Source organism: Streptococcus sp. Marseille-Q5112, from assembly GCF_916700555.1.
Taxonomy (GTDB): Bacteria; Bacillota; Bacilli; order Lactobacillales; family Streptococcaceae; genus Streptococcus; species Streptococcus symci.
The window spans coordinates 38293-58375 of the sequence record NZ_CAKAKP010000012.1 but is presented as its reverse complement, the minus strand read 5'-3'; the positions used below and the strand labels follow the sequence as shown (position 1 = coordinate 58375).

Below are 20083 nucleotides of genomic sequence, written 5' to 3'. Positions count from 1 at the left end.
CCTAAAACGATTCCGTATGACATTCTGAAAAGCATTTTTATATATTTAGAACAGAAAGTAATTGTATCTAAAACTGACTATCAAAAACAACACGCTGAAAGAAATCTACTAATTATTTCACTTTTACTTTCAACAGGCATAAGAATTTCTGAACTTTGCCACATTCATCTCAAAGACATTAATCTTTCCAATAAGACACTCCATATTATAGGAAAGGGTAAGAAAGAACGTATCTTATTTTTAGGAGATCAAAAAACATTCAATTTATTAGAAACATATATAAATAAAACAAAAAATGAACCCAATGATTTCTTGTTCCCAGGGAAACATTCTCCTAAACCATTGTCAGAGCAAAGTGTACGTTTAATTTTAAAGAGAATCGTTGAACAAAATAGCTTATCTAAAACTATTACACCACATATGTTTAGACATAGCTTTGCGACAATGCTTCTAGATAGTGATGTAGATATTCGATATATTCAACAAATTCTTGGACATAGTTCTATATCAATCACACAAATCTATACTCACGTATCTCATTCAAAACAAAAAGAAATACTTAGTTCTTTTAATCCTGTATCAGCGATTCATTCTGAAAGCGAGCAAGAAACATCCTCAAAGTCTACAGTTCACTACAAAAATTAATTTTTGTAGTTCAACCTTAATTTACTTAACAAAAGCAAAAGCATACAACACTTCACTTTGAACCAACATTTATACTATATTCCGTATTAAGGACTCCATAATTGTTTTTCTAAAATACATCTTTCAAATATCCTTAAATATAATAAAAAGAGATGGGTAAAATCTCAATTCCTGAAGAAACTGGAGTAATCTTCCCACAAGAAAACGCATAATATCAAGCTTTCAACACCTGATACTATGCGTTTTTCTGATTTTAAAGACTTTTTAAATCCTAAATAGACTATATTTTAACACTCAAGATCTAACAACCATTTCGATTAGTTAAATCTTTCAATCTTTCTTCTCCAGATTTAAGCATCTCTTTCTCTACCTGACTCCACTCCCCAAAGAGTAACTCTTGAAGAACATCTGCTGCTGAAGTTGTATTTTCTTTTGAATCATATACACAACTTCTATCTCGTTGATAAATTTGAATTCTTTCAAAGATAGCCAATTCTTCCAATTGTCGTGTATTATCAACTAGATGATTTACAATGAAATCATGATGTTCTTTTGGAGTTGCTCGTGCTTGATTTGGATTAATAGCGTACAGTTCTTCATAACGGATAAGAGTACTCAGATAGGACAATTCGGGCTTTGTTGCGATTATAGCTAATTGTACTTTATATCCCTTATTTTTCAAGAGTTGTGCTGTTTTCTTTGGAACATCAATTGTTCGTAAAGTTCCCTCTATCAAAAGATTGTATCCCAAATGACTCAATTCTCTTACTAAAGACTCTACCATTTTCCCTGCAAACTCTTTGGTGTATTCAACACTGTCTTTGCCATATTCTTGCTGCAGTTCTAAATAGTGTGGATGTTGAGAGCGAAAACTATCGCCATCTATGATAACAATATTTCCTTGAAATTCTTTCTGTTTAATACGATGAATTGTAGTCTTACCAGCACCACTTTGCCCTCCAAGCAAAATCGCTATAGGTTGCTTACTGGACTTTTTTCCTCTTGTCAGAGAACGAAGATTCCGTGCTAGAGCATGTTTGAATTCACAATCAGTATAATCTTGGATTTCCATTAGGCTACCATCCGTTTTTCAGATATCTCTAACATACGTTCAATTCCATCCAAATAGCCGCTATACCTCTCTATTTCATCAAAATTATCTACTAAATAGATATTCGTATGAATCAAGTCAGATAGATCATCACTCATTAAAATCCAAGGATTAGATTCATCATCAATGCTAATTCCCTGACTATCTTGATAGCGATAGAGTCGAGATAATAGATTAGAACCTCTTTCTTTCACAATTTCAATTTTTAAAGTTAATTCATAATCTTCAACAGGATTAAGCATTTTATCTTCTCCTACAATATCGACATAAGATACATTAAACTTCTGACAAATGATGTCAATTAATTCCGTAGAGACTGAACTCGTTCCATTTTCATACCGGCTCAAGCTATTTCGAGAAATTCCTACAATTCGGGCAAAGTCGTCTTGTGTTAAGTCATGTGTTTTACGTAAGGATTTTATGTTCTTTCCAATCATGGCAAACTCCTTTATTTTTATAATTCAATTATAGCATAAAAAAGCATAATGCACCAAAATTGGTGCGTTATTGACTATTTTTCCTAAATCTCTCTAAATTCTTCTCCAATTGTTCCTTATGAAGTTGATTCTTAGCTTCTTTTAATGTGTCATCCAAAGTTTCTTCTCTGTAAGTCGCTTCTGTTTTTAGTTCTTCTGATCCTTGATCTGGAGTGAAAATGATATCTAGCAATCGGTCTATTTTTTCAAGATCTTGGACAGACATATCAGATAGTCTATGAATTAGCTTCTTAAATACATCACTATTGTCTTGGTTTTTCTTAAAAAGTTTTGTAAACATCTATAACCTCTCAAAAAAAGCAGCCTTTTAAGACTGCTTAGTGTAATTCGGAAATCGCATCATAAATGGACTGCAATTTCTTATTGTCTTTATTCTTTGTGTCAATCAACGTATGTAGCTCTTCAATTTTCTTTTGACTACTTTGAATATCGCTATTGTTATCCGCAATCAGCCTTTTAAGATGTTGCTGATAACTTGTAGTGATATCTGTCTCTTTTCCTGTTCTAACCTCTGTAACTTTGGGCTTAGAACTAGAATTTGATTCCGTCACAGGTGCTTGTTTACGCTTTTGAAAAGCTGCTTCATAATTTACATCATTACCTCCTTGATGATTTCCAAATAAGGCCGCAATTTTATCTGGATCTTCTTGATTTTCTGATTTACTTTCTAATGGTTGATTAAAATTCCAATCTTTTGTCATTCACTCATTTCATCCTTTCTAAATTCAGAATCATCGAATTGTCTTTCTTTACCAAAGGCATGGTCAAGAGCTTCTTCAAAACTCATGTGACTGATGCTTTGACGCCTTTTGAACGTCGCAAACATCGCTGTCTCCAGTTGCTCTTTGTAAGCAGCGAGTTTTTCTGTCTCTCTTGCTACCTTGCTTTCTTGCCTAGTGACCTTTTCTTCTAAGCGCTCGATTATGGTCATATACGTTCCTCCTTCATTCTAATATTAGCTAAAACAACTTGATTTTGTTATCACAATTCTAAACATTGAGAGTTTTGTCTTACTGGTGGATTTCCAAATGTCTCTTTTACAGTTTCAAGCTTAAATTGAAAATCTGATTTCTTTTCTCTAAGAATATCGTTCCAGTCTATTTTTTCTTTCCCAGATTCATTATTAGGTAAATCCAGTAAAACAGGAAATCCTGATTGAGATAACTTATCAGAAAAATCTTTTCCTGCATCATCACAATCTACCGCAAGTGTCAATAAATCAGGATGATTATCGAAATAGGTGGTGGTATCACGAATTGTATTGATCAAATGCAATAACTTTGAAGGTGTTACTGTATCTAAAAATTCCAACTTCTGATTTTCTTCAGCTATTAGTCGTAAAGTTTGATAAGCAACAACAGACCTTTTTAATCCTTCCATAGATACCAAACGAACATTAGTTAGACTTTGTTGATGAAGTTCGTAATAGCTCATCAAGTCGATGAACGATTCACAAAAGACCAGTCTATTTGGTTTGCCAATGTCAAAGGATATTCCAACATGTCCATGGCTTCCTTTTAGAATCGTTTTTAACCTTTCTCTAGGAAGAGAGTGATTCTTATAAATTCCTTGTAAGCTTGCTGCCTGCAGCTTGTGGCGATGATCAAAGCTTTTAAAAACGTTAACAGGTTCAACTGTTTCATTTGTTTTCCAACTAGCTTGTGCTATCAAACCTTGTTGAATCATCTTTTGTATGATTTCTTCTGAGATTCCTCTACATTCTGTTAAGTAATATCTAGTCAAACTGCAGTTAGAATCTTCTACTCTCTTTAAAGGATAATAAAATGGTCTCTCTCTTTTTTCTTGAATAGCTTCTTTTTGAAAAGGTTCTTCAGAAAGAAAGGCTAGAGCTTCTTTAAAGGAAATTCCCTTAACAAGTCGAACAAAATCAATGACATCACCTTGAATATCTCTTGAAAACCATTTAAAAGTATTGGTAGTTGAAAAAATCCGAAATGAATCGTGTTCAGGATGTTCATAGACACTGCTCGAAACTTGTTTAAAGGAGATACCTAAACGATTGGCTACATCAAGAATTGAAATTTGCTTACATTCTTCTATTCCCATGCAATATCATCATTTTGTCGTAGTATTTGGCAGTGATGGTATTGATGATGATTCTTCTAAAGTTTTAGGAGTTGCATTATCTAAATCATCTAACCCAGATTTCCAAACCTGTACTTGATTGACCAATAACTTACCTGGTAGTTTCGAATAAGACAACTTAACCGTTCTGGTTTCTGTCTGATTGGTCTTTGATTGGTTGGCATTCTTTAAATCGGATACATAGGTTACATTATAAGACACCATAGCAATGGCTTGATTCGTAGTCTGATTGACAAAGATATCAGCTTTTTCAAAATGATAATCCAAAATATAATCCTTATACACTTGGTTCATGGCATCATTTTGACTTGACAATTCTTGAGAATAAGCTGATTCAGTCATATAAGGTTGAATACGTGTATTATTTTCTCCGAGCTTTTCTTTCGTATAGTACTGTGTCAAAAATTCTTTTACAGTATCTGATGACAAAATACTTGCTTTATCTTCTGCTTGTTTGTCCTCTACAAGTTTAGCTGCAGCCAATTCAATCTCTTTACGACTTTGTTTAGCAGTAGAATGTTGACCAGCAGTATATCCCATCATGAGAATAAAGCTAGTTGCAGCCACTGCTCCAACACTAATTAAGGCTTTAGTTTTGACTTTATTTAACATCTTAGACCTTCTTTCTATAAAAACTAGGTCAAGAATAACAAAAAGAACTTGTAAGTTTTATCACATCACAACGAAAGGTAATTCCTACATTTCAGGCGCAAAATCGTACAGTTCAGAGAAAAAAATAAAACTAGCTGTCTTTGAAGTATAATAGACTTATTGGAAAAAAATAAAATGCATACTGTACTATGCTATACTATAGTTAAGAAAACTATTTACAAAAGATCATGCAACTAACTTCTGAGAACTTTAAATTATTTATTAGTGTAAAAAAGGACACCTTCCCAACGAAGATATCCTGTCTAAATAAAGCTTATAAAACCAAACACTATAAAGGAGGACGTCCAAAAACGCTAAGTCTATAAAAACAGTTGATGCTAAACTTGCGTTATTTATTCTATTGACCAACTCTACGTCTCCTAGCTTTTGATTTTGGTCTTGGATTAGCGACAGTCACCGAACGATAATATTGGTAGAAGATACTCTTCGTTCTTCAGGTCTATTTGCCTTAGACAACTTAAAAGCAGCAAGTGTCACTATAGCTATTGATGTCATAGAAAGTCCTATTTCAACGTCCTAAAAGAAACCAAAGTAAAATTATTCAGGAAAAAAGAGACACACCATGAAGACACAAATCATACTCGATTTAACACCACTTCATGCCTGCTAATTAGTTTTTTAAGAAGGTCATACACATGATTTTACTCTTTTTAAGAAAGGATAGGTCAAGTTTGCCAGAGCAATCACTTGATTTTCTGTATTTGGATTATTTATGCATTATGAATATTCATAATATAACCTTCATTCCTGTTAAAAATTCTAAAAAGCATCTATTGACTGAAGAGGATAAGAAGTTTAATAGAGATACTTGTAATACGTATTAAAATTGAGCATTTTAATGCTAAGTATAAAACTTTTCAATTTATGGAATCATCAACTATGAGTTAAAATAATTTTCGAACAAAGGCTGTCCAAAAAACTTGATATAATGCGTTTTATTATGGGAATATTCATTTCATTTACTCCTGAAATTGAGTTTTTACCCAGACTCATTAATGTTATTGATATAATCCAATAATAATGATAATATCAAATAGTAATAAAAATTTGATAGTATTTTTTCATAATCTGTCACGCTTTCTAATGATTTTTTATGGTAAATGGAGATAAATATGATTATAGGTGAAACTTATAGAAAAATACGAGAAGGAAAAGGTATTTCTATTTCTTCATTAGCAGGTGCAGAAATTTCAAAGTCTCAAATATCTAGATTTGAATTAGGAGAGACAGAAATCTCATTTTTTAAATTATTATATCTACTTGAAAAAATAGGTGTAACACTAGAGGAGTTTTTGCTTTCATGTAATAATTATCAGCCTTCAGACTTCAATACCTTGATACGCTTAGTTCAACAGGCTGCATACAATCAAGAAATCAAATCATTACTTAATATGGTAAGCAAAGAGATGGAACTGTTTAGAGAAACCAAATCTCATTATCATAAGTTAAACGCTATTTTCATTGAAAGTATTATCTATGGAATTGATAATACTCATCAATTGAGTAATCAAGACACCTCTTATCTTACTAATTATTTATTTTCTGTTGAAAACTGGGGATATTACGAAATTCTTATTCTTGGAAATTGTTGTCGAGCAATATTACCAAATTTATTATTTAGATATGCCAAAGAGGCGCTTAAAAAAGGAAAGTTGTATAGTTCTATACCTAGAAATAAACAAGCTCTCGTTCAATTACTTCTTAATTCACTTCTTATTATGATTGAAAACAGCTTATATGAGGAAGCTTTATTTTTAGAACAAGCTACTAAGAATATATTATCTAATTCCACAGATTTTTTGAACAAACTATTCTTTTGTATTTAGAAGGTTTTTTGAACTTAAATTTCATCATAATCAAAAATCAATTTTAAAAATAGAAGATGCTTTAAAAATTTTTGAATTATTCAATAAAACATTATACAAAAATTATAAAGATTACTACAAAAAAATATTATCATTTTATTACAATGTGGTAATTCCTATTTTGAATAATTGCTTTTTTTGAAAAACTTTTTAATTCATCTAAAGAAATCAATTCCAGCTCTTCAGCAATACTATCCCAACTTGGAATATCAAATAATTTTTCTCTACAAATTGTTTTTAAATATTCATTTTTATTAACTTCACAATTTATGTACAATTCATTGATTACTCTTTTTTAGCCTTATAAAATAATAGTTCATCAGATAAATCGGATTCATTAACAAGATTGTTCTCCGCTGTTTAATCAATTTTTTCTTATAGATTGTAGGTGTTATAGTTACTATTTTTAGTAAAGTCATATTACTATAAAATATTGGGTATGATACAATACTATATATCCATTGCTTTTGTGTCCTTAACTTATGGCCTAATAATGAATCTTTAATACCAGTTAACATCGAGTTTAAGATACTTAACATTGCCATTTCATGAGATGATGCTACCATACCAGATATATCTAGATACATAGAAATTTCAGAAAGTTCTTGTTGTTTATCTAATTCCGTTAAACCAGTTGAAAAAGCCGGAGAGTTAATTTCTACAGATGATCCACTTAAAGGTAACATATTTTCAATACTTATGATTTCACTTTGTAGAAAACTTGGACCAGCAATAGCAATCTGGAATTCTCCTGCTTGAATATTTTTCATATAAAATTTATATATAGTTTCTAAACTAACATACTCAATATTACCTCTAGTACCAATAATATCTATTGACCAAGAACTATTTTTAAAAATTACTCGATTATCATTAATAGATTTTTTACTATTTTCATACTGATTTAATTCAATTAAGACTATTTTCTTTTCCCTCAATAGTTCATCTTCAGTAATAGAAAGATTGAAAATCCTACTTATCAGTATTTTAAAAATTTTATTGAAATCTTCAGCTAGACAGTAACCACTTAAATTAATATAATCTCTAGATGTCTCTCCTTTAATAGCTGCACCATTCATATCAAACAATTCATTTAGTGATTGTTCATTCCCTGCTCGTATTAGTAAATGTTCAATAAGATGTGAAAATCCTAATTCATTTACTTGCTCAATACTAGTACCTGCAACAAACATCAATGAAAAATATGCAAATTTACTTGCTTGATTTTTTTTAAATATAATTTTCTTATTCATCAATTTTTAGAATCTCCCAGAGTTTACTTTTATCGAAATCATGACCACATGTAGGACAATGAGATTGCTTAGAGAAGTGCTTGAATTCATCTTCCCTAAAACTATAAAAATCAAATCTAAATAAAGTATTCCAAACATTACTATTTTTCTCTGTTACACAATCTAACCATTTCTTCACAACCCATGATGACAATAATAGAATATTAGTTAAAATATTTGCAGTTATTAATTTTCCATCATAGTTTGAAAATTTTTTAACTAAATTTTGAAAGTTATCACTATCTTGTTCATAAAGTAAACAATCAACACAGCCTATATTTTGAATATTAGGATTACAAAATAAGAGTTTACCTGCGCTACGTTGGCTAAAACAGTATATACTAGGGATATTAAATAAATAGCATGCTCTATTTACTAATCTTTGTGCTATATAAGGAGGTTCATCCATACAACAAAATACCCAGTCACTTTCAGAAATTTCTTTTTTTACAGCATCAACAGTGCTCATTTTTAATTTTCTTTTTGTGACTACACACTGATAATTACGTTTTAGAATACAATCTTTTACACAGTCAACTTTATATTTACCAATATCGTTAAAGGTAAACATAGATTGCCTATTTATATTATTTTCTTTAACAATATCATCATCGACTAAATGAAGTCGCCCTACCCCTAATTGGGCTAATTGTAATGCGATATGAGAACCACCGGCTCCACATCCTAGTATGGTAACTTTTAAATTACTCAATTTTTCAAGTAATTTAATCCCACCAATACCTTCACTAGAATAATAAGTTTCTAGTGATTCATTAATTAAATAGTGATCAATTTGATTTACAGGTCTATCTAATATTTCTAATAAATTACGATCAGAAAATTTAGATATATATTTTTCTATAATATTTTCGGATATATCATATTTTTTTCTTAATAAATCTTTAATTTCTTCAAAGCTATTAATTCCATTGCAACAAGAAATTAAATCTGACCAAAAATCTGAGTATCCTGTAATTTCTAATACATCAACATCATCAGCTCCAATTCTTAATCTGTCGTTCTTCCATTGGTAAACGATTCTATCCTGGTTCCATTTTGGGAAATAATTATCCATTTTATATCCTCAACTATTTGATAAAAGCATGCAAGATGAACATGCATGCTTCTGTTATACACGAGAAGTCGATTAATATTATTGACTTCTTTTTTATTAATACAAACTAATTTAAACTCTCTTTTTAAGAGTTTAAATTAACTAAATCTAAAATTATCTTAGATAAAGTACCAATTAGTTGTATCTTCTTCACGAATTTCTTCAAATTCTAACTCCAAAATGTTGAAATCTTCCATAATCATGATCATCACCTCCTTTCTATTATAAAACAATAATCTGATCAAACTCTTCCAATATTTCTGGATTTTGATCATGAGTAATGACAATAACAATTGCATCTTTAATGGATAGAATGTAATCCATTATTTCTTTTGCTTTTATTGGATCAAGGTTACTTGTAGGTTCGTCAAATATATAAACTGAATATGTTTTGACTAAAAACCTAGCTAAATCAATTCGTTGCTTTTCTCCTTCTGAAATGATTTGGTTTGATTGAGCTAGGTTTTTACGAAGGAAGTCTTCATTAAAACCTAAGGATTTTCTTAATTTTTCAGTTAAATGAAGGTTTCTAGCCAATTTGATATTCTCTAGAATATTGCCTTCAATCAGAAAGTCATTTTTTTGCACAAACGCAATATCTTTATATAACTCCTCTGAGGAAATATCAATATTCTGTTTTCCGTTGATTTTTATTTCTCCATCATAAAGATTTTTTGGATAATAATTTAGTATTAATTTTACTAAAGTTGTTTTCCCAGCTCCTGAAGCACCTATAATTGCATAGCGCTTGCCTTTTTTAAATTCATAGGAAAAATGATCAAATAATATTTTATTTTCAATTTCATAATGTAATTGGCTAATAGAAATGGTCGAAATGTTATCACAATCAATTGTACTTGTTTTATGGGAAGTTCCTTGATTTGTCTCATATAGATTTTCCTGGATATTATCAATAATGGACTTGCTACTGCTGATTAAATTTTTATTGTAAAGAATAGATTGTAATGGAGCAAAAACACCGTTTAATAATTGAATACTTGCTACTAGTAATCCAATAGTCAGTAAGTTATTTCTTACAAAAAAGATACCAGCGACCATACAGGATAGTTGAGAGCCAAAACTTAGTAAAATCCCAGTAGTTGAAGCTAAGTCTTTTAAGAATTGATATGTTTTTCTGGACTCTTCAAATTCTAAACTGATTCCCTGAATTTTTTCTTGGGTCCAGCTTTGAATATTTAATAACTTAATTTGTTCAAAACCATTAATAAAGTTTGTCATTTTTGACAAATAGTGATTATTTTGTAGAGAATAATTATTTGTTGATTTAGTCATTAACTTTCCAGGAATTTGTGATAGGAAAACCGTTATACTCGACAATAAAAGGAAGACTAATGCTAATCGCCATTCTATATAAATAATAGCAACCACACTCATGATAAGGCTCCCTAAATTTGCAATTAGAGAGATTTTAGGGATTAATAAATTTTCTTGAATAAGGTCACTGTTTTTGGTGATATTATTTAAGAAATCTGAATGGTTACGGTTGTCAGTTTGGTTAAATTCACGCGATAAATAATGTAATAAGAGACGCCTTTTTAGATCTAAAATAACTTTTTTTACATATTCGTTTTTAAGATAGGAATAGGAAGAAGAAATCAAGAACCACAGTAAAATCGAACCTACAGAAATAGTGATATGAAAGAGTAATCCACTATTTGAATTAGATATACTATCAAGTATTCTTCCTAATTGCAGAGAGAAGAATGTCATTAAAAGAGCACTTGTCAAACTTAATAAAATAATCAAGAAATATAGTAATTTATATTGTTTCATAATCTGGTTCATATCTTACTCCTTAAGTAACTCTGATGAGAATATTATAATCCAAATATGAAAATCAGAAACAAACTTCCCGTATTGGGGACGCAATGAATAGTTTACACTAAATATAAAAAAAATTATAAAATAATTATTTTTTAAAATAAGAGGAGAACTCATATTTTTATTTAACAATGAATATATCACACTAAACCAGATAGAATATACAAGTTAATTTGTACCGAAATTACTATATATTATAAGAAAAATAGAAACTCTAAAGCATTCTGTACACTTTAATTTTAATTCATCTCTTTTTGTTTCTAATACAGAGTATTGAGACTGGATTATAAGCACATCAACAAAAAACTCTATTCAAACCTACCTTTGAATAAAGTCTTTTAACTATCTAAAAAGTTCACATTTTATGCTTATTTATGGAGTTAATGAAGCGCCAACTAAATCCTAGAACCAACATCAGATTGATGAAAAAGTACACAGCCGTAAAACTAGTTAAACCATGTTGTCTGATATCATCAAAATATAAACTAGGTTCAGTAAAGAACAGATAAATTCCATAGACCTCCACGAAAATAAGAAAACTGATAAAACCAATAAGGAAAAGTCCACTGGCAATAAGAAAGAGTCTCCATAAAAGAATGAGAATTCCTCCTACTGCTAAAAAAATTACTGGGATAAGGAGTAAATCATTCATGACTTTCTCCTTTCTAATCAATCAACTGACGATAATGGGTGGCAAGAGAGGAATCAAACTCTTCTAATTTTTGAACTAAGTCCAAATACTCTTCTTTTTCATGTTCTTCAAAGTCCACACCTTGATGATTCTGAAGAGCGATTTCCAATTGACTAGTGAGCTCTCGTTTAGAAAAACTGTAATCCCCTGTCACTTCCTCATAATGTTCCTTTAACTCCTTGTAGGCTTGGTATTCTTCAGGTGTTTGAAATCCCTGTACCAAAGCCTCTTCTAATTGATAATAGGTATCTTCCATCATAATCGTTACCTCGTTTCTTTCTATCTTTATTCTACCGCGCTTTTCTTTTCTTGTCCGCTATTTATATCTATTTTTTAATCTAATTCAAAAGAAAGTTGTTCTTGCTTTTCTTTTCCTTTTTCGTGGAATTGTCGTAAGGCCTGATCAATAATATCTAAATCCGTTTCTGTTTCAATCAATGGCGCGAGTACATCGTATTCGGCCTTTTTAGTTTGATAATCCTCTTCCTTTGGAAAATTTTTCTCAATTTCTACCTTAGCAGTAGTCCATTTATCCTTTAATTCATCCAATAAGTTCTGAGTTTTCACTTGGTCATCTTTAATGTGGTCTATCGTATGCTGAAGCCTTTGAATTGTCCCCAAAGGAGAATACAAATCCAAACTGACAGAATACTGATTTTCTCCTACAATCTTAACAGAGAAGGTTTCAGGAAGAGGCTGATTCGTTGGTAGACTAAGCATTTTAATGTCAAATCCTCGATAACTTGCTAGGGTTCGAAATTCTTTGCTGTCAGATTGATTATGACGGATAAGACGGTGTAGGGATTCACCTGCTTCAGCTCGTTGCTCAAAAACTTGTTTACCTATCGTCATAGAAAATGATTGGTCTTTCGACATTTCAGACTGTTGAATGTCGCCTTCATACTTGCTTAATCGTTTCTCAAGAATGGGCATATTTTCTTCACAGTAAGAGATTGTATGACGATAGTGATCCTTGCTGCGTTGAAAGGCGCGTCTTTGATTTTCTAATAGAGTTAGATCATTCTCTAGTTCCATCTTATATTTGAGATAAGGATTACCTGTTGCTAGTGCCTTAAAATCAGAAGCTGTCATAGTCTGTTCATCAATATCTTCCGCAGCACGAATCGGCTCCTTAGAAGTCATAATCTGCTTAATATAACGGAGTTTGTTCTCCTGAGTTGCCCATAGATAATTATCAAACGAACCTTTGGTAATATAGTGGTAAATATCCACTTCCTTGTTTTCATTTCCCTGTCGGATAATACGTCCATTACGTTGCTGAATGTCACTTGGTCTCCACGGTACATCCAGATGGTGAACTGCTTTCATCTTGCTCTGAACATTTAAACCTGTTCCTCCTTTTTCAGTTGAGGCAAGAAGAACCCGAACCTCTCCTGCATTAACCTTTCGAGACAAGCTATTCTTCTTTTCATCACTATTGGCATCATGTACAAAGGCAATTTCCATACTAGGGATTCCTCTATCAACTAATAAAGCCTTAATCTCAGAATAAACATCAAAGCCATTATCTTTTTTCTTAGGTGTGCCAATATCTGAAAAAATCATCTGAGTAGCCTTATTTTCCATTCCCTCACGATAAATTCTTTCAACATTATCCACTACCTGAAGCAGTTTATGATTGTCTGCTAGACTATAACTAGAGTCCAATAAACGCATATCAATAGCTAGTTTCCGCGCCTCACCCGTAATCTTCAACATGTTATCCTGGCTCGGATCAACTGTTCCACATTTGACCATATCTGACCTCATAACTAATTCTTCTAAATAGAGTTTCTGGTTTTCAGTTAACTCACTCTCAATAGGGATAATATGAGCTTCTGGAACAGGTAAATCCAACATATCTTGTGTTTGAATGTCGGCTGTTTCTTTATAGATTTTCATCAACTCAGGTAGATTGACAAACTTTTTAAATCGTTTCTTAGGTTGGTACTTATCCCCTGTAGGAGCTAATTCCATAGAGTTTTGAATTTCTCCAAAAGCACCTACCCAAGAGTCAAAATAATCAACTTGATAGCGTTTTAAGATATCTGGTTGAATGTAGTTCATCATAGTATATAACTCACTAATAGAATTGGAAACAGGTGTTCCTGTCGCAAAGACAATGTTTTTAAAATCATGTTCTTCCTGAATCTGTCGAACCTTCATTTCCATATCCACATTCTTCTTAGACGTTGTATTGGTAATCCCTGCTACATTTCCAAGTCCAGTAATTGGACGTATATTTTTAAAGTGATGTGCTTCATCCACAAAGAGAAAATCAATTCCTAAGTTCTCAAAATCAATAAAACTATCACGATTAAAGCGTTGGAGTTCTTCCAATTGTCTCTCAAGACCACTTATTGATTGCTCTGCTTCTTTAACGGTGTACTTATTTTCAGAATGTGTTTTAATCTCTCGTAGTTCATTGAGTTTGTCCTCGATATAATTCATCTGTCTTTCCTTACTGACAGGGATTTTTTCAAATTGAGAATCCCCAATGACAATGGCATCGTAATCTCCTGTAATGATACGTGACACAAATTGTTTTCTTCTCGCCTTCACAAAATCTTTCTTAGTGGTCACAAAGACTTTTTTAGTAGGGAAAAATTTCATGATTTCTTGGCCAAACTGAGCAGACAAACTAGAGGGCACCACATACAAGGGCTTATGAACCATCCCCAACTCCTTTAATTTAAACCCAGCACCAAGCATGGTCAAGGTCTTTCCTGAACCTACCTCATGAGCTAATAAAGCTCTTTTTTCTTCTACGATTCTTTGAATAGCATTCTCTTGATGAGGACGAAGACTGATGTTTTGTGCCAAGCCATCAATGACTAGATGGCTACCATCATACTCTCGACTAACTGTTCGATTATAAAGACGATTATAGCTTTCCTCAATGACCTGTTGGACTTCTGGATACCGTGAGACAAATTCTTGAAAGAGCTCTTGTAAATGCTGCTCTTTTGCTCTTAGAACAGAGGTTTTTTCCAAATCTGTGATAGTCTTTTTCTTTTCCCCTTCCGTAACAGTCATGGTAATCGTCGGTTGGTTCGAATTAAGTAAATTCTCAAAAATCTTTCTTCCTGTATCATAACGTGACCCACTAACTCCAAGACTACTATCTTTGGCACTTGGATAGCGATAAACAAATGATGTCCTTAAATGAACCTGGCCATCGACAGGATTCACTTCAATGACTTGTTCAACATCTGGCGAAGACAATTCAAATTCACGATTGGTAAAACATTCAAAGGCAAATTTACCATAAACGGATTGAGGAATCCAACGTGACCCTATTTTGAACTCAATATCTGCCAGATGAATCCGTGGAGGGCGAACAGATTCTAACAAATCTAAAGCATGAGACCAGTCAAATTCTTGGTTGTTTTCATCTACTAATAGTTGAACTACTTCTATCTTATTGAGAATATCTCCTGACAAAAACTGGTTCTTAGAAAGATATTTTCTTTCCCCTCTTAAATAACTTTCTGGATCCATTAAAACCTGGTCACCTAACTCATCTAAAATAGCAGCTTGGCTATGTTCGGGATAAATTGATACCATATAGTCTAAATCAACTCCTCTACCATCCGATAAACTGGAGTTTAAGGCATCTAAAGCCGTTGATACTCTTGTAATCTCTCTCTCTGGTCTAACCAATGCTTTCTCAAAGGCTAAAGATTTTTTATATTTTACTTTCTGGTCTTTAGAATCGATGTATTCATCTTCTAAACTTGCTAGTAAAGAATACTTATCGTCACTATCAAATAAGTTCCGATTGACTGAGGCATTCAAGTATCCAAATTGACTTACAAAGCGGTCATAGTTATGATTGAGTTTACTAAGTAACACCTGAAATTCTGTCCGACTATAATCTTGATGACGTTGAATTTCAATTAAGGATTGATAGGTCTCTCTCAAATCAACCATGCCCTTAATGCGACTAATATCCTTATCCGATAAGGGACTTTCATAAAAGACAGTTTTTTTGAACAGTCCCTTATATTTCCCTCTTTTACTCGCTTCTTCTGACTTGTAAACATCTAGTGCTTCCTCTTCTGTCAAATGAAGTTGCACGAATCGGTCTATTTTATGTTCAGACAAAGAACTGTCCCAAGCTTTAAAATCTCCCTTCTCATCTACATAATAACTAATTTCGTCTACTTTTGAACTTTTCCGAATGCCATGCGTATCTCGGTAATAAATTTGATTTCCCTCATATCCAAAAGAATAGAGCGCTAAGTCCTCACGTATACGACTTGGGATCGAATTATCCACTTCTTCTTGGATAAAAACAGGTGCTTTCAAAGAATTGTCAATTTGTTTAGGTGCTTCCACATTCTCGAATGCTTTCATTATATCAGTAGATAATGTTTCTGATTCCCCCTTTACATTGAGGGTTCCTCCATTAAAATTACGTACTTCATATTCACCCAAAACTTGTGTGTTGTATTTCCCATCAAAATAAGGATTGATCCAGACACGCTTATCTTCCTCAAAGGGAATAGAGCCACTAAAGACAAGTTCCTCCTCATTAAGATTCTTTGCTTGATCCTTTTGAAAGAAGAGGAGATCTGTGGTCACTCGAGTACCTGCAATCGTTTTAAAAGCCGTATCCGGCAAACGAACACCCCCTAAAAAATGAGTGTTGGTTTTAATCTCTTGTAAGACATTATCTGTCCGCTTATCCATTGTCCCAATAGATGAGATAATCGACACTTGTCCTCCGTCTCTTACTAAATCAAGTGAGTGTTTGACAAAGTAATCATGAATCATATAAGGTTTATCGTAGTTTTTATCGGCAATGCGAAAATTTCCAAAAGGAACATTCGTTAAGACTAAATCAAAACTATTATTTTGATAGGGAACTTCTTCAAATCCTCGCACTTCAATATGGGTATTGGGGTGGAGTTGTTTTGCGATTGCGCCTGTCACACTGTCTAATTCAACCCCATAGAGCTCTGATTTATCTCGTATACTTCTAGGCATCGCCGCAAAGAAGTTCCCAGTCCCCATAGAAGGATCTAATATCCTTCCTCCCTCAAAACCATCATCCAGTAATTTTTGCCAAATCTGGCGAATAATCATTGGGTTTGTATAATAGGCTGTGAGAGAACTTTGTTTCATGGTGGAGTATTCTGATTTACTTACTAAACTCTTAAGAGTTAAACGTTCTGCTTCATACTTTTGATTGAGTTCATCGAAAAATTCATTAGCAAGACCACCCCATCCAACATACTTGGCTAGTAGTTCTTGTTCTTCTGGACTTGCTTGTCGTCTCTCTTTTTCTAATCTTTTAACAAGATCAATTGCGGCGATATTCGTTTCAATTTTTTCTCGATTTGTCTTAGGATAAAAGTCCTCTAAATCATCTGGAAAAACAAAATCTTGAACAGGGACATCCGTCTCTTCTATGCCTACAATAAGCGTTTCTGTTTCCTTATCCTTTTCATTTTCTTCTTCCAGGTAGGAAAACAGATCTATTTCCTGGCTTTCACTTGGTGATTCAATCTCAATCTCTGAATCTTCTTTTTCAAGTTCTAAATGAGACAATACTTGTTCAATCTCTTCCAAACTGTTCAAGTATAAGATAGGATTCTCTTCAAATAACTGGTTGGAATCATTGAATAGCTCTAGGCGAACTAAGTCATTTAACTGCGCATTTTCAATCGAAACCAACTGAAATACTTGTCCTTTATAACTTACTTGTGAACCGATTGGATATTCCCTCAAAGCTTCTTCTACAATTTTATCTACTTTAGATAGGGAATGAACTTCCACATTTTCTTCTACCTGGTCAATATTATCTAAAGGTAAGACTGCTTCCTCTACTTGCTTAGACTTTTCTCTTATAGCCTTTACTTCATCAAAATAAGTAATAATTTTCAGCTTTTGTGTCAGTGGGAGTTGTGTGTAGTTTTCTTCATGATGGACAAGATCCGTAACGATATCTAAAGTAGCCATCAATTCTGAACCCAAATAGGCTAGAACATCTCCTTCTTTTTCTTCAAAATGAATCTCAAGAACTTCTTTTTTTAGTTCTTTGGAATCAACCATTAGAAGAAACTCCTCTATATCTCTACTAATGCGGTCAGATAGATTATTCGCAACCCGATAGACATTGACTAAATTGACATCCTGATTCTGATGAAATACAAGCTCACTTAATGGTGTTAGCTTCTCTTTCTCAGATTGGATGTAAAATCGAGTGAAAAGATTATAGGTTGCGACTTCTAGCACCAAGTTTTTCTCAAAATTACTTAATTGAGATAATTTACTTAGACCTGATTGCCCAAAACTTCTTGTGTAACTTTCTAAATCTTGGTCATTATTTTCAGAACTAGCCTCTAAGAAAGAAACAATATCTTGATCAAAAGAATAGACGTGAGGAATCTCTTCTATCTTACCTTCTTCGGACAAAAAATTTTCTACCAAGTCTTGCCATTTCTCATCAAAATGTTGCGCTTGATAGCGAAGAAATAGGTCCATTTTCTCCCTATCTTTTGGAATTGTTCCACGAAACATAGCCAATAATTGCATTACTTCCATACTCGCTCCTTTCATCTATACGAAAATAGGAGAATCACATGATTCCCCTACAACTCTATCTCCATTTCAACCTCTTGAGGACTGGTTTCTAAATCACTAGACAAAAGAGAAACGGCATCTGTTCTCATGTAGTAAGTATATAAGTCTTCTAGGTCTTGTTGGTTCTCAATCCCTGTTTCAATACTAATCAGAGCCTGTATAAATTCCTTGTAGTGACTCTCCATCATATCTGAAATCTTTTGTTTCATTTCCATAAATACTGAAGACGGTTCAGTTATACTTGTTTGGTCTATGTCTTGTAAATCCTTTTCTAAGGGATTGGTTCCTTCTTCTACTTCCACTAAATCTGAACGACCATCACCATCAGAATCTGCGCTAAGAGGATTGGTTCCTAGCGCCAATTCTTGAGCATCAGTTAGTCCATCTTGATCCGAATCACGTTGATAAATGGCTTCCATATACTTCCTTCTTTCCTAGTTAATCTGTTTTCACTCCAATCCTACCAAATATTCCTTGAAAGAAGTATCACAATAAAAAAGAGAACGAGCCAAAACCTCGTTCTCCTTAAAATGATAAAACGTTACTATCAAAGTAAAAAAAGATGACTTACAGAACCTGTAAGCCACCTAGTTAGTCGGTTTATTCTGGTGTCTGCCACCGCTTGGCCCTTACGTCCAAGATTGCTATCGGATTTTGTTCTGGTGTCCGCCACCGCTTGGCCCTTATGTCCAAGATTACTATCAGATTGACCATGAGCCAACCACTCATCTACACCATTATTCTAACGAATATGAGCTACAAATGCAAGAGAAAAACTTATTTTGGATTTATACACTATAGAAAACATACACTATCTTCAGATTGAACTTTTGTTCAAAATAAGCTATAATGAATTTAAGTAGAAACAGGAGGTAGAATAAATGGCTACAATCAGTTTAACACGTGATATAAAACTAACAAACGAAGATGCTCTAAAAATTCTTAATCATAAACCATCTAAAAAGCTACAAGCAGTCTTGAAATCTATTGAATCACAAGACGCTACCGCTCCAACGAAAAATAAACTCATTTCAAAGTATCTGTAAGATGACAATTCAAGTAACACCACTTAAGCAATATCTTGAAAATATTCAAGTGCTGGCTCCTGATAAAACTGAGAAACAAGTTCAGGAGCTATTTAAAACTATCATTTTAGAAAATGTTAATTTCAAAGATAATGAAGAGATGTTGACTTATCTATCTGATAAAGCTCCCAATTTTGAAAAACAACATCGTTCTCGAAATTTTATCGTTGAAGAAACTGAAACAAATAACATCTTAGGATTCTTTAGTTTATCTCTCAAAGTTGTTGATATTTCTGATTTAGAAAATTCCTTAAAAAGAAACTCGTCCTAAAAGGGAAAAGTCCCAAAAATATTGATTATCTCCCTGTGTTACTTATCGGTCAATTCGGCAAAAACACAAAGCTAAATAAACTATCAGGACAAGAGTTATTTGAAATTGTAATTCAAAAAATTGAAGAATTTCGAGCAATTGTAGGAACTCAGATGGTATTTTTAGATAGTATCAATCATCCTAAAGTCATTCAATTTTATGAACAGTTCGGATTTGTTGCTTACAGTCAATTGATTAAAGACGATCATCAAGTAACTTATCAGCCTATGGCATTAAATATGTCACTTTATAAAAAATAAGA

The 20083-nt window shown here is 32.6% G+C and carries 19 protein-coding genes and 1 pseudogene; 5 read left to right on the top strand and 15 right to left on the bottom strand.

From position 1 onward, the window contains the following. A partial coding sequence (locus tag LG372_RS08205) for a tyrosine-type recombinase/integrase (RefSeq protein ID WP_225742568.1) occupies positions 1-645 on the top strand: 645 nt, incomplete at its 5' end. Between the two features lie 301 nt (positions 646-946). On the opposite strand, the gene pezT is transcribed toward LG372_RS08205, so the two are convergent. The 7 genes from pezT to LG372_RS08170 all read right to left on the bottom strand — a co-directional run bounded on the left by pezT (position 947) and on the right by LG372_RS08170 (position 4971). Next, positions 947-1717, bottom strand: a complete 771-nt coding sequence (gene pezT, locus LG372_RS08200; protein ID WP_225742567.1) for a type II toxin-antitoxin system toxin PezT — start codon at positions 1715-1717, stop codon at positions 947-949. After that, positions 1717-2193, bottom strand: a complete 477-nt coding sequence (gene pezA, locus LG372_RS08195; RefSeq protein ID WP_225742566.1) for a type II toxin-antitoxin system antitoxin PezA — start codon at positions 2191-2193, stop codon at positions 1717-1719. Before pezA ends, pezT begins: the two co-directional genes overlap by 1 nt. A gap of 67 nt (positions 2194-2260) precedes the next feature. Continuing rightward, positions 2261-2533, bottom strand: a complete 273-nt coding sequence (locus LG372_RS08190; protein WP_225742565.1) for a hypothetical protein — start codon at positions 2531-2533, stop codon at positions 2261-2263. 37 nt (positions 2534-2570) lie between these two features. After that, positions 2571-2954: a DUF5945 family protein gene (locus tag LG372_RS08185; protein WP_002933294.1), complete on the bottom strand. Its 384-nt coding sequence runs from the start codon at positions 2952-2954 to the stop codon at positions 2571-2573. Then, a complete protein-coding gene (locus LG372_RS08180; RefSeq protein ID WP_000152419.1) occupies positions 2951-3184 on the bottom strand; it encodes a DUF5965 family protein in 234 nt (77 codons plus the stop codon). The genes LG372_RS08185 and LG372_RS08180 overlap by 4 nt, the downstream gene beginning before the upstream one ends. Positions 3185-3234: 50 nt before the next feature. After that, entirely contained in the window at positions 3235-4320 is a 1086-nt protein-coding gene (locus LG372_RS08175) for a toprim domain-containing protein (RefSeq protein ID WP_000510561.1), read from the bottom strand. 9 nt (positions 4321-4329) lie between these two features. Continuing rightward, the gene (locus tag LG372_RS08170; RefSeq protein WP_050078401.1) at positions 4330-4971 is read right to left on the bottom strand and encodes a hypothetical protein; all 642 of its coding nucleotides are present in this window, start codon (positions 4969-4971) and stop codon (positions 4330-4332) included. A 1172-nt stretch (positions 4972-6143) separates the two neighbouring features. On the opposite strand from LG372_RS08170, the pseudogene LG372_RS08165 reads away from it, so the two are divergent. Next, positions 6144-7038, top strand: a pseudogene (locus tag LG372_RS08165) (helix-turn-helix domain-containing protein). 136 nt (positions 7039-7174) lie between these two features. Here LG372_RS08165 and LG372_RS08160 read toward each other — a convergent pair. From LG372_RS08160 to LG372_RS09730, 8 genes are all read right to left on the bottom strand, one after another. Beyond that, complete coding sequence (locus tag LG372_RS08160) at positions 7175-8149, bottom strand: M16 family metallopeptidase (RefSeq protein ID WP_225742564.1); 975 nt, start codon at positions 8147-8149, stop codon at positions 7175-7177. After that, on the bottom strand, positions 8142-9263 hold the full coding sequence (locus tag LG372_RS08155) for a HesA/MoeB/ThiF family protein (RefSeq protein ID WP_000371017.1): 1122 nt from the start codon (positions 9261-9263) through the stop codon (positions 8142-8144). Before LG372_RS08155 ends, LG372_RS08160 begins: the two co-directional genes overlap by 8 nt. Before the next feature lie 261 nt (positions 9264-9524). Continuing rightward, a complete protein-coding gene (locus tag LG372_RS08150) occupies positions 9525-11108 on the bottom strand; it encodes an ATP-binding cassette domain-containing protein (RefSeq protein WP_001071847.1) in 1584 nt (527 codons plus the stop codon). Between the two features lie 391 nt (positions 11109-11499). Beyond that, on the bottom strand, positions 11500-11796 hold the full coding sequence (locus tag LG372_RS08145) for a DUF5966 family protein (RefSeq protein ID WP_000998890.1): 297 nt from the start codon (positions 11794-11796) through the stop codon (positions 11500-11502). A gap of 13 nt (positions 11797-11809) precedes the next feature. Next, complete coding sequence (locus LG372_RS08140; RefSeq protein ID WP_000969637.1) at positions 11810-12094, bottom strand: DUF5962 family protein; 285 nt, start codon at positions 12092-12094, stop codon at positions 11810-11812. A gap of 74 nt (positions 12095-12168) precedes the next feature. Then, positions 12169-18387, bottom strand: coding sequence for a DEAD/DEAH box helicase family protein (locus tag LG372_RS08135; RefSeq protein ID WP_225742563.1), 6219 nt, complete (start codon positions 18385-18387; stop codon positions 12169-12171). 47 nt (positions 18388-18434) lie between these two features. After that, a complete protein-coding gene (locus LG372_RS08130; RefSeq protein ID WP_037619229.1) occupies positions 18435-18845 on the bottom strand; it encodes a thrombospondin type 3 repeat-containing protein in 411 nt (136 codons plus the stop codon). Between the two features lie 181 nt (positions 18846-19026). Continuing rightward, positions 19027-19155, bottom strand: coding sequence for a hypothetical protein (locus LG372_RS09730; protein ID WP_263974042.1), 129 nt, complete (start codon positions 19153-19155; stop codon positions 19027-19029). 152 nt (positions 19156-19307) lie between these two features. Between LG372_RS09730 and LG372_RS08125 the strand changes: the two genes are divergently transcribed. The 3 genes from LG372_RS08125 to LG372_RS08115 are packed head-to-tail and all read left to right on the top strand — an operon-like array spanning position 19308 to position 20081. After that, positions 19308-19472: a hypothetical protein gene (locus LG372_RS08125; protein ID WP_000201399.1), complete on the top strand. Its 165-nt coding sequence runs from the start codon at positions 19308-19310 to the stop codon at positions 19470-19472. Position 19473: 1 nt separating this feature from the next. Further along, a complete protein-coding gene (locus tag LG372_RS08120; RefSeq protein WP_225742562.1) occupies positions 19474-19782 on the top strand; it encodes a hypothetical protein in 309 nt (102 codons plus the stop codon). 35 nt (positions 19783-19817) lie between these two features. Next, entirely contained in the window at positions 19818-20081 is a 264-nt protein-coding gene (locus LG372_RS08115) for a hypothetical protein (RefSeq protein ID WP_225742561.1), read from the top strand. Positions 20082-20083: the final 2 nt, after the last annotated feature.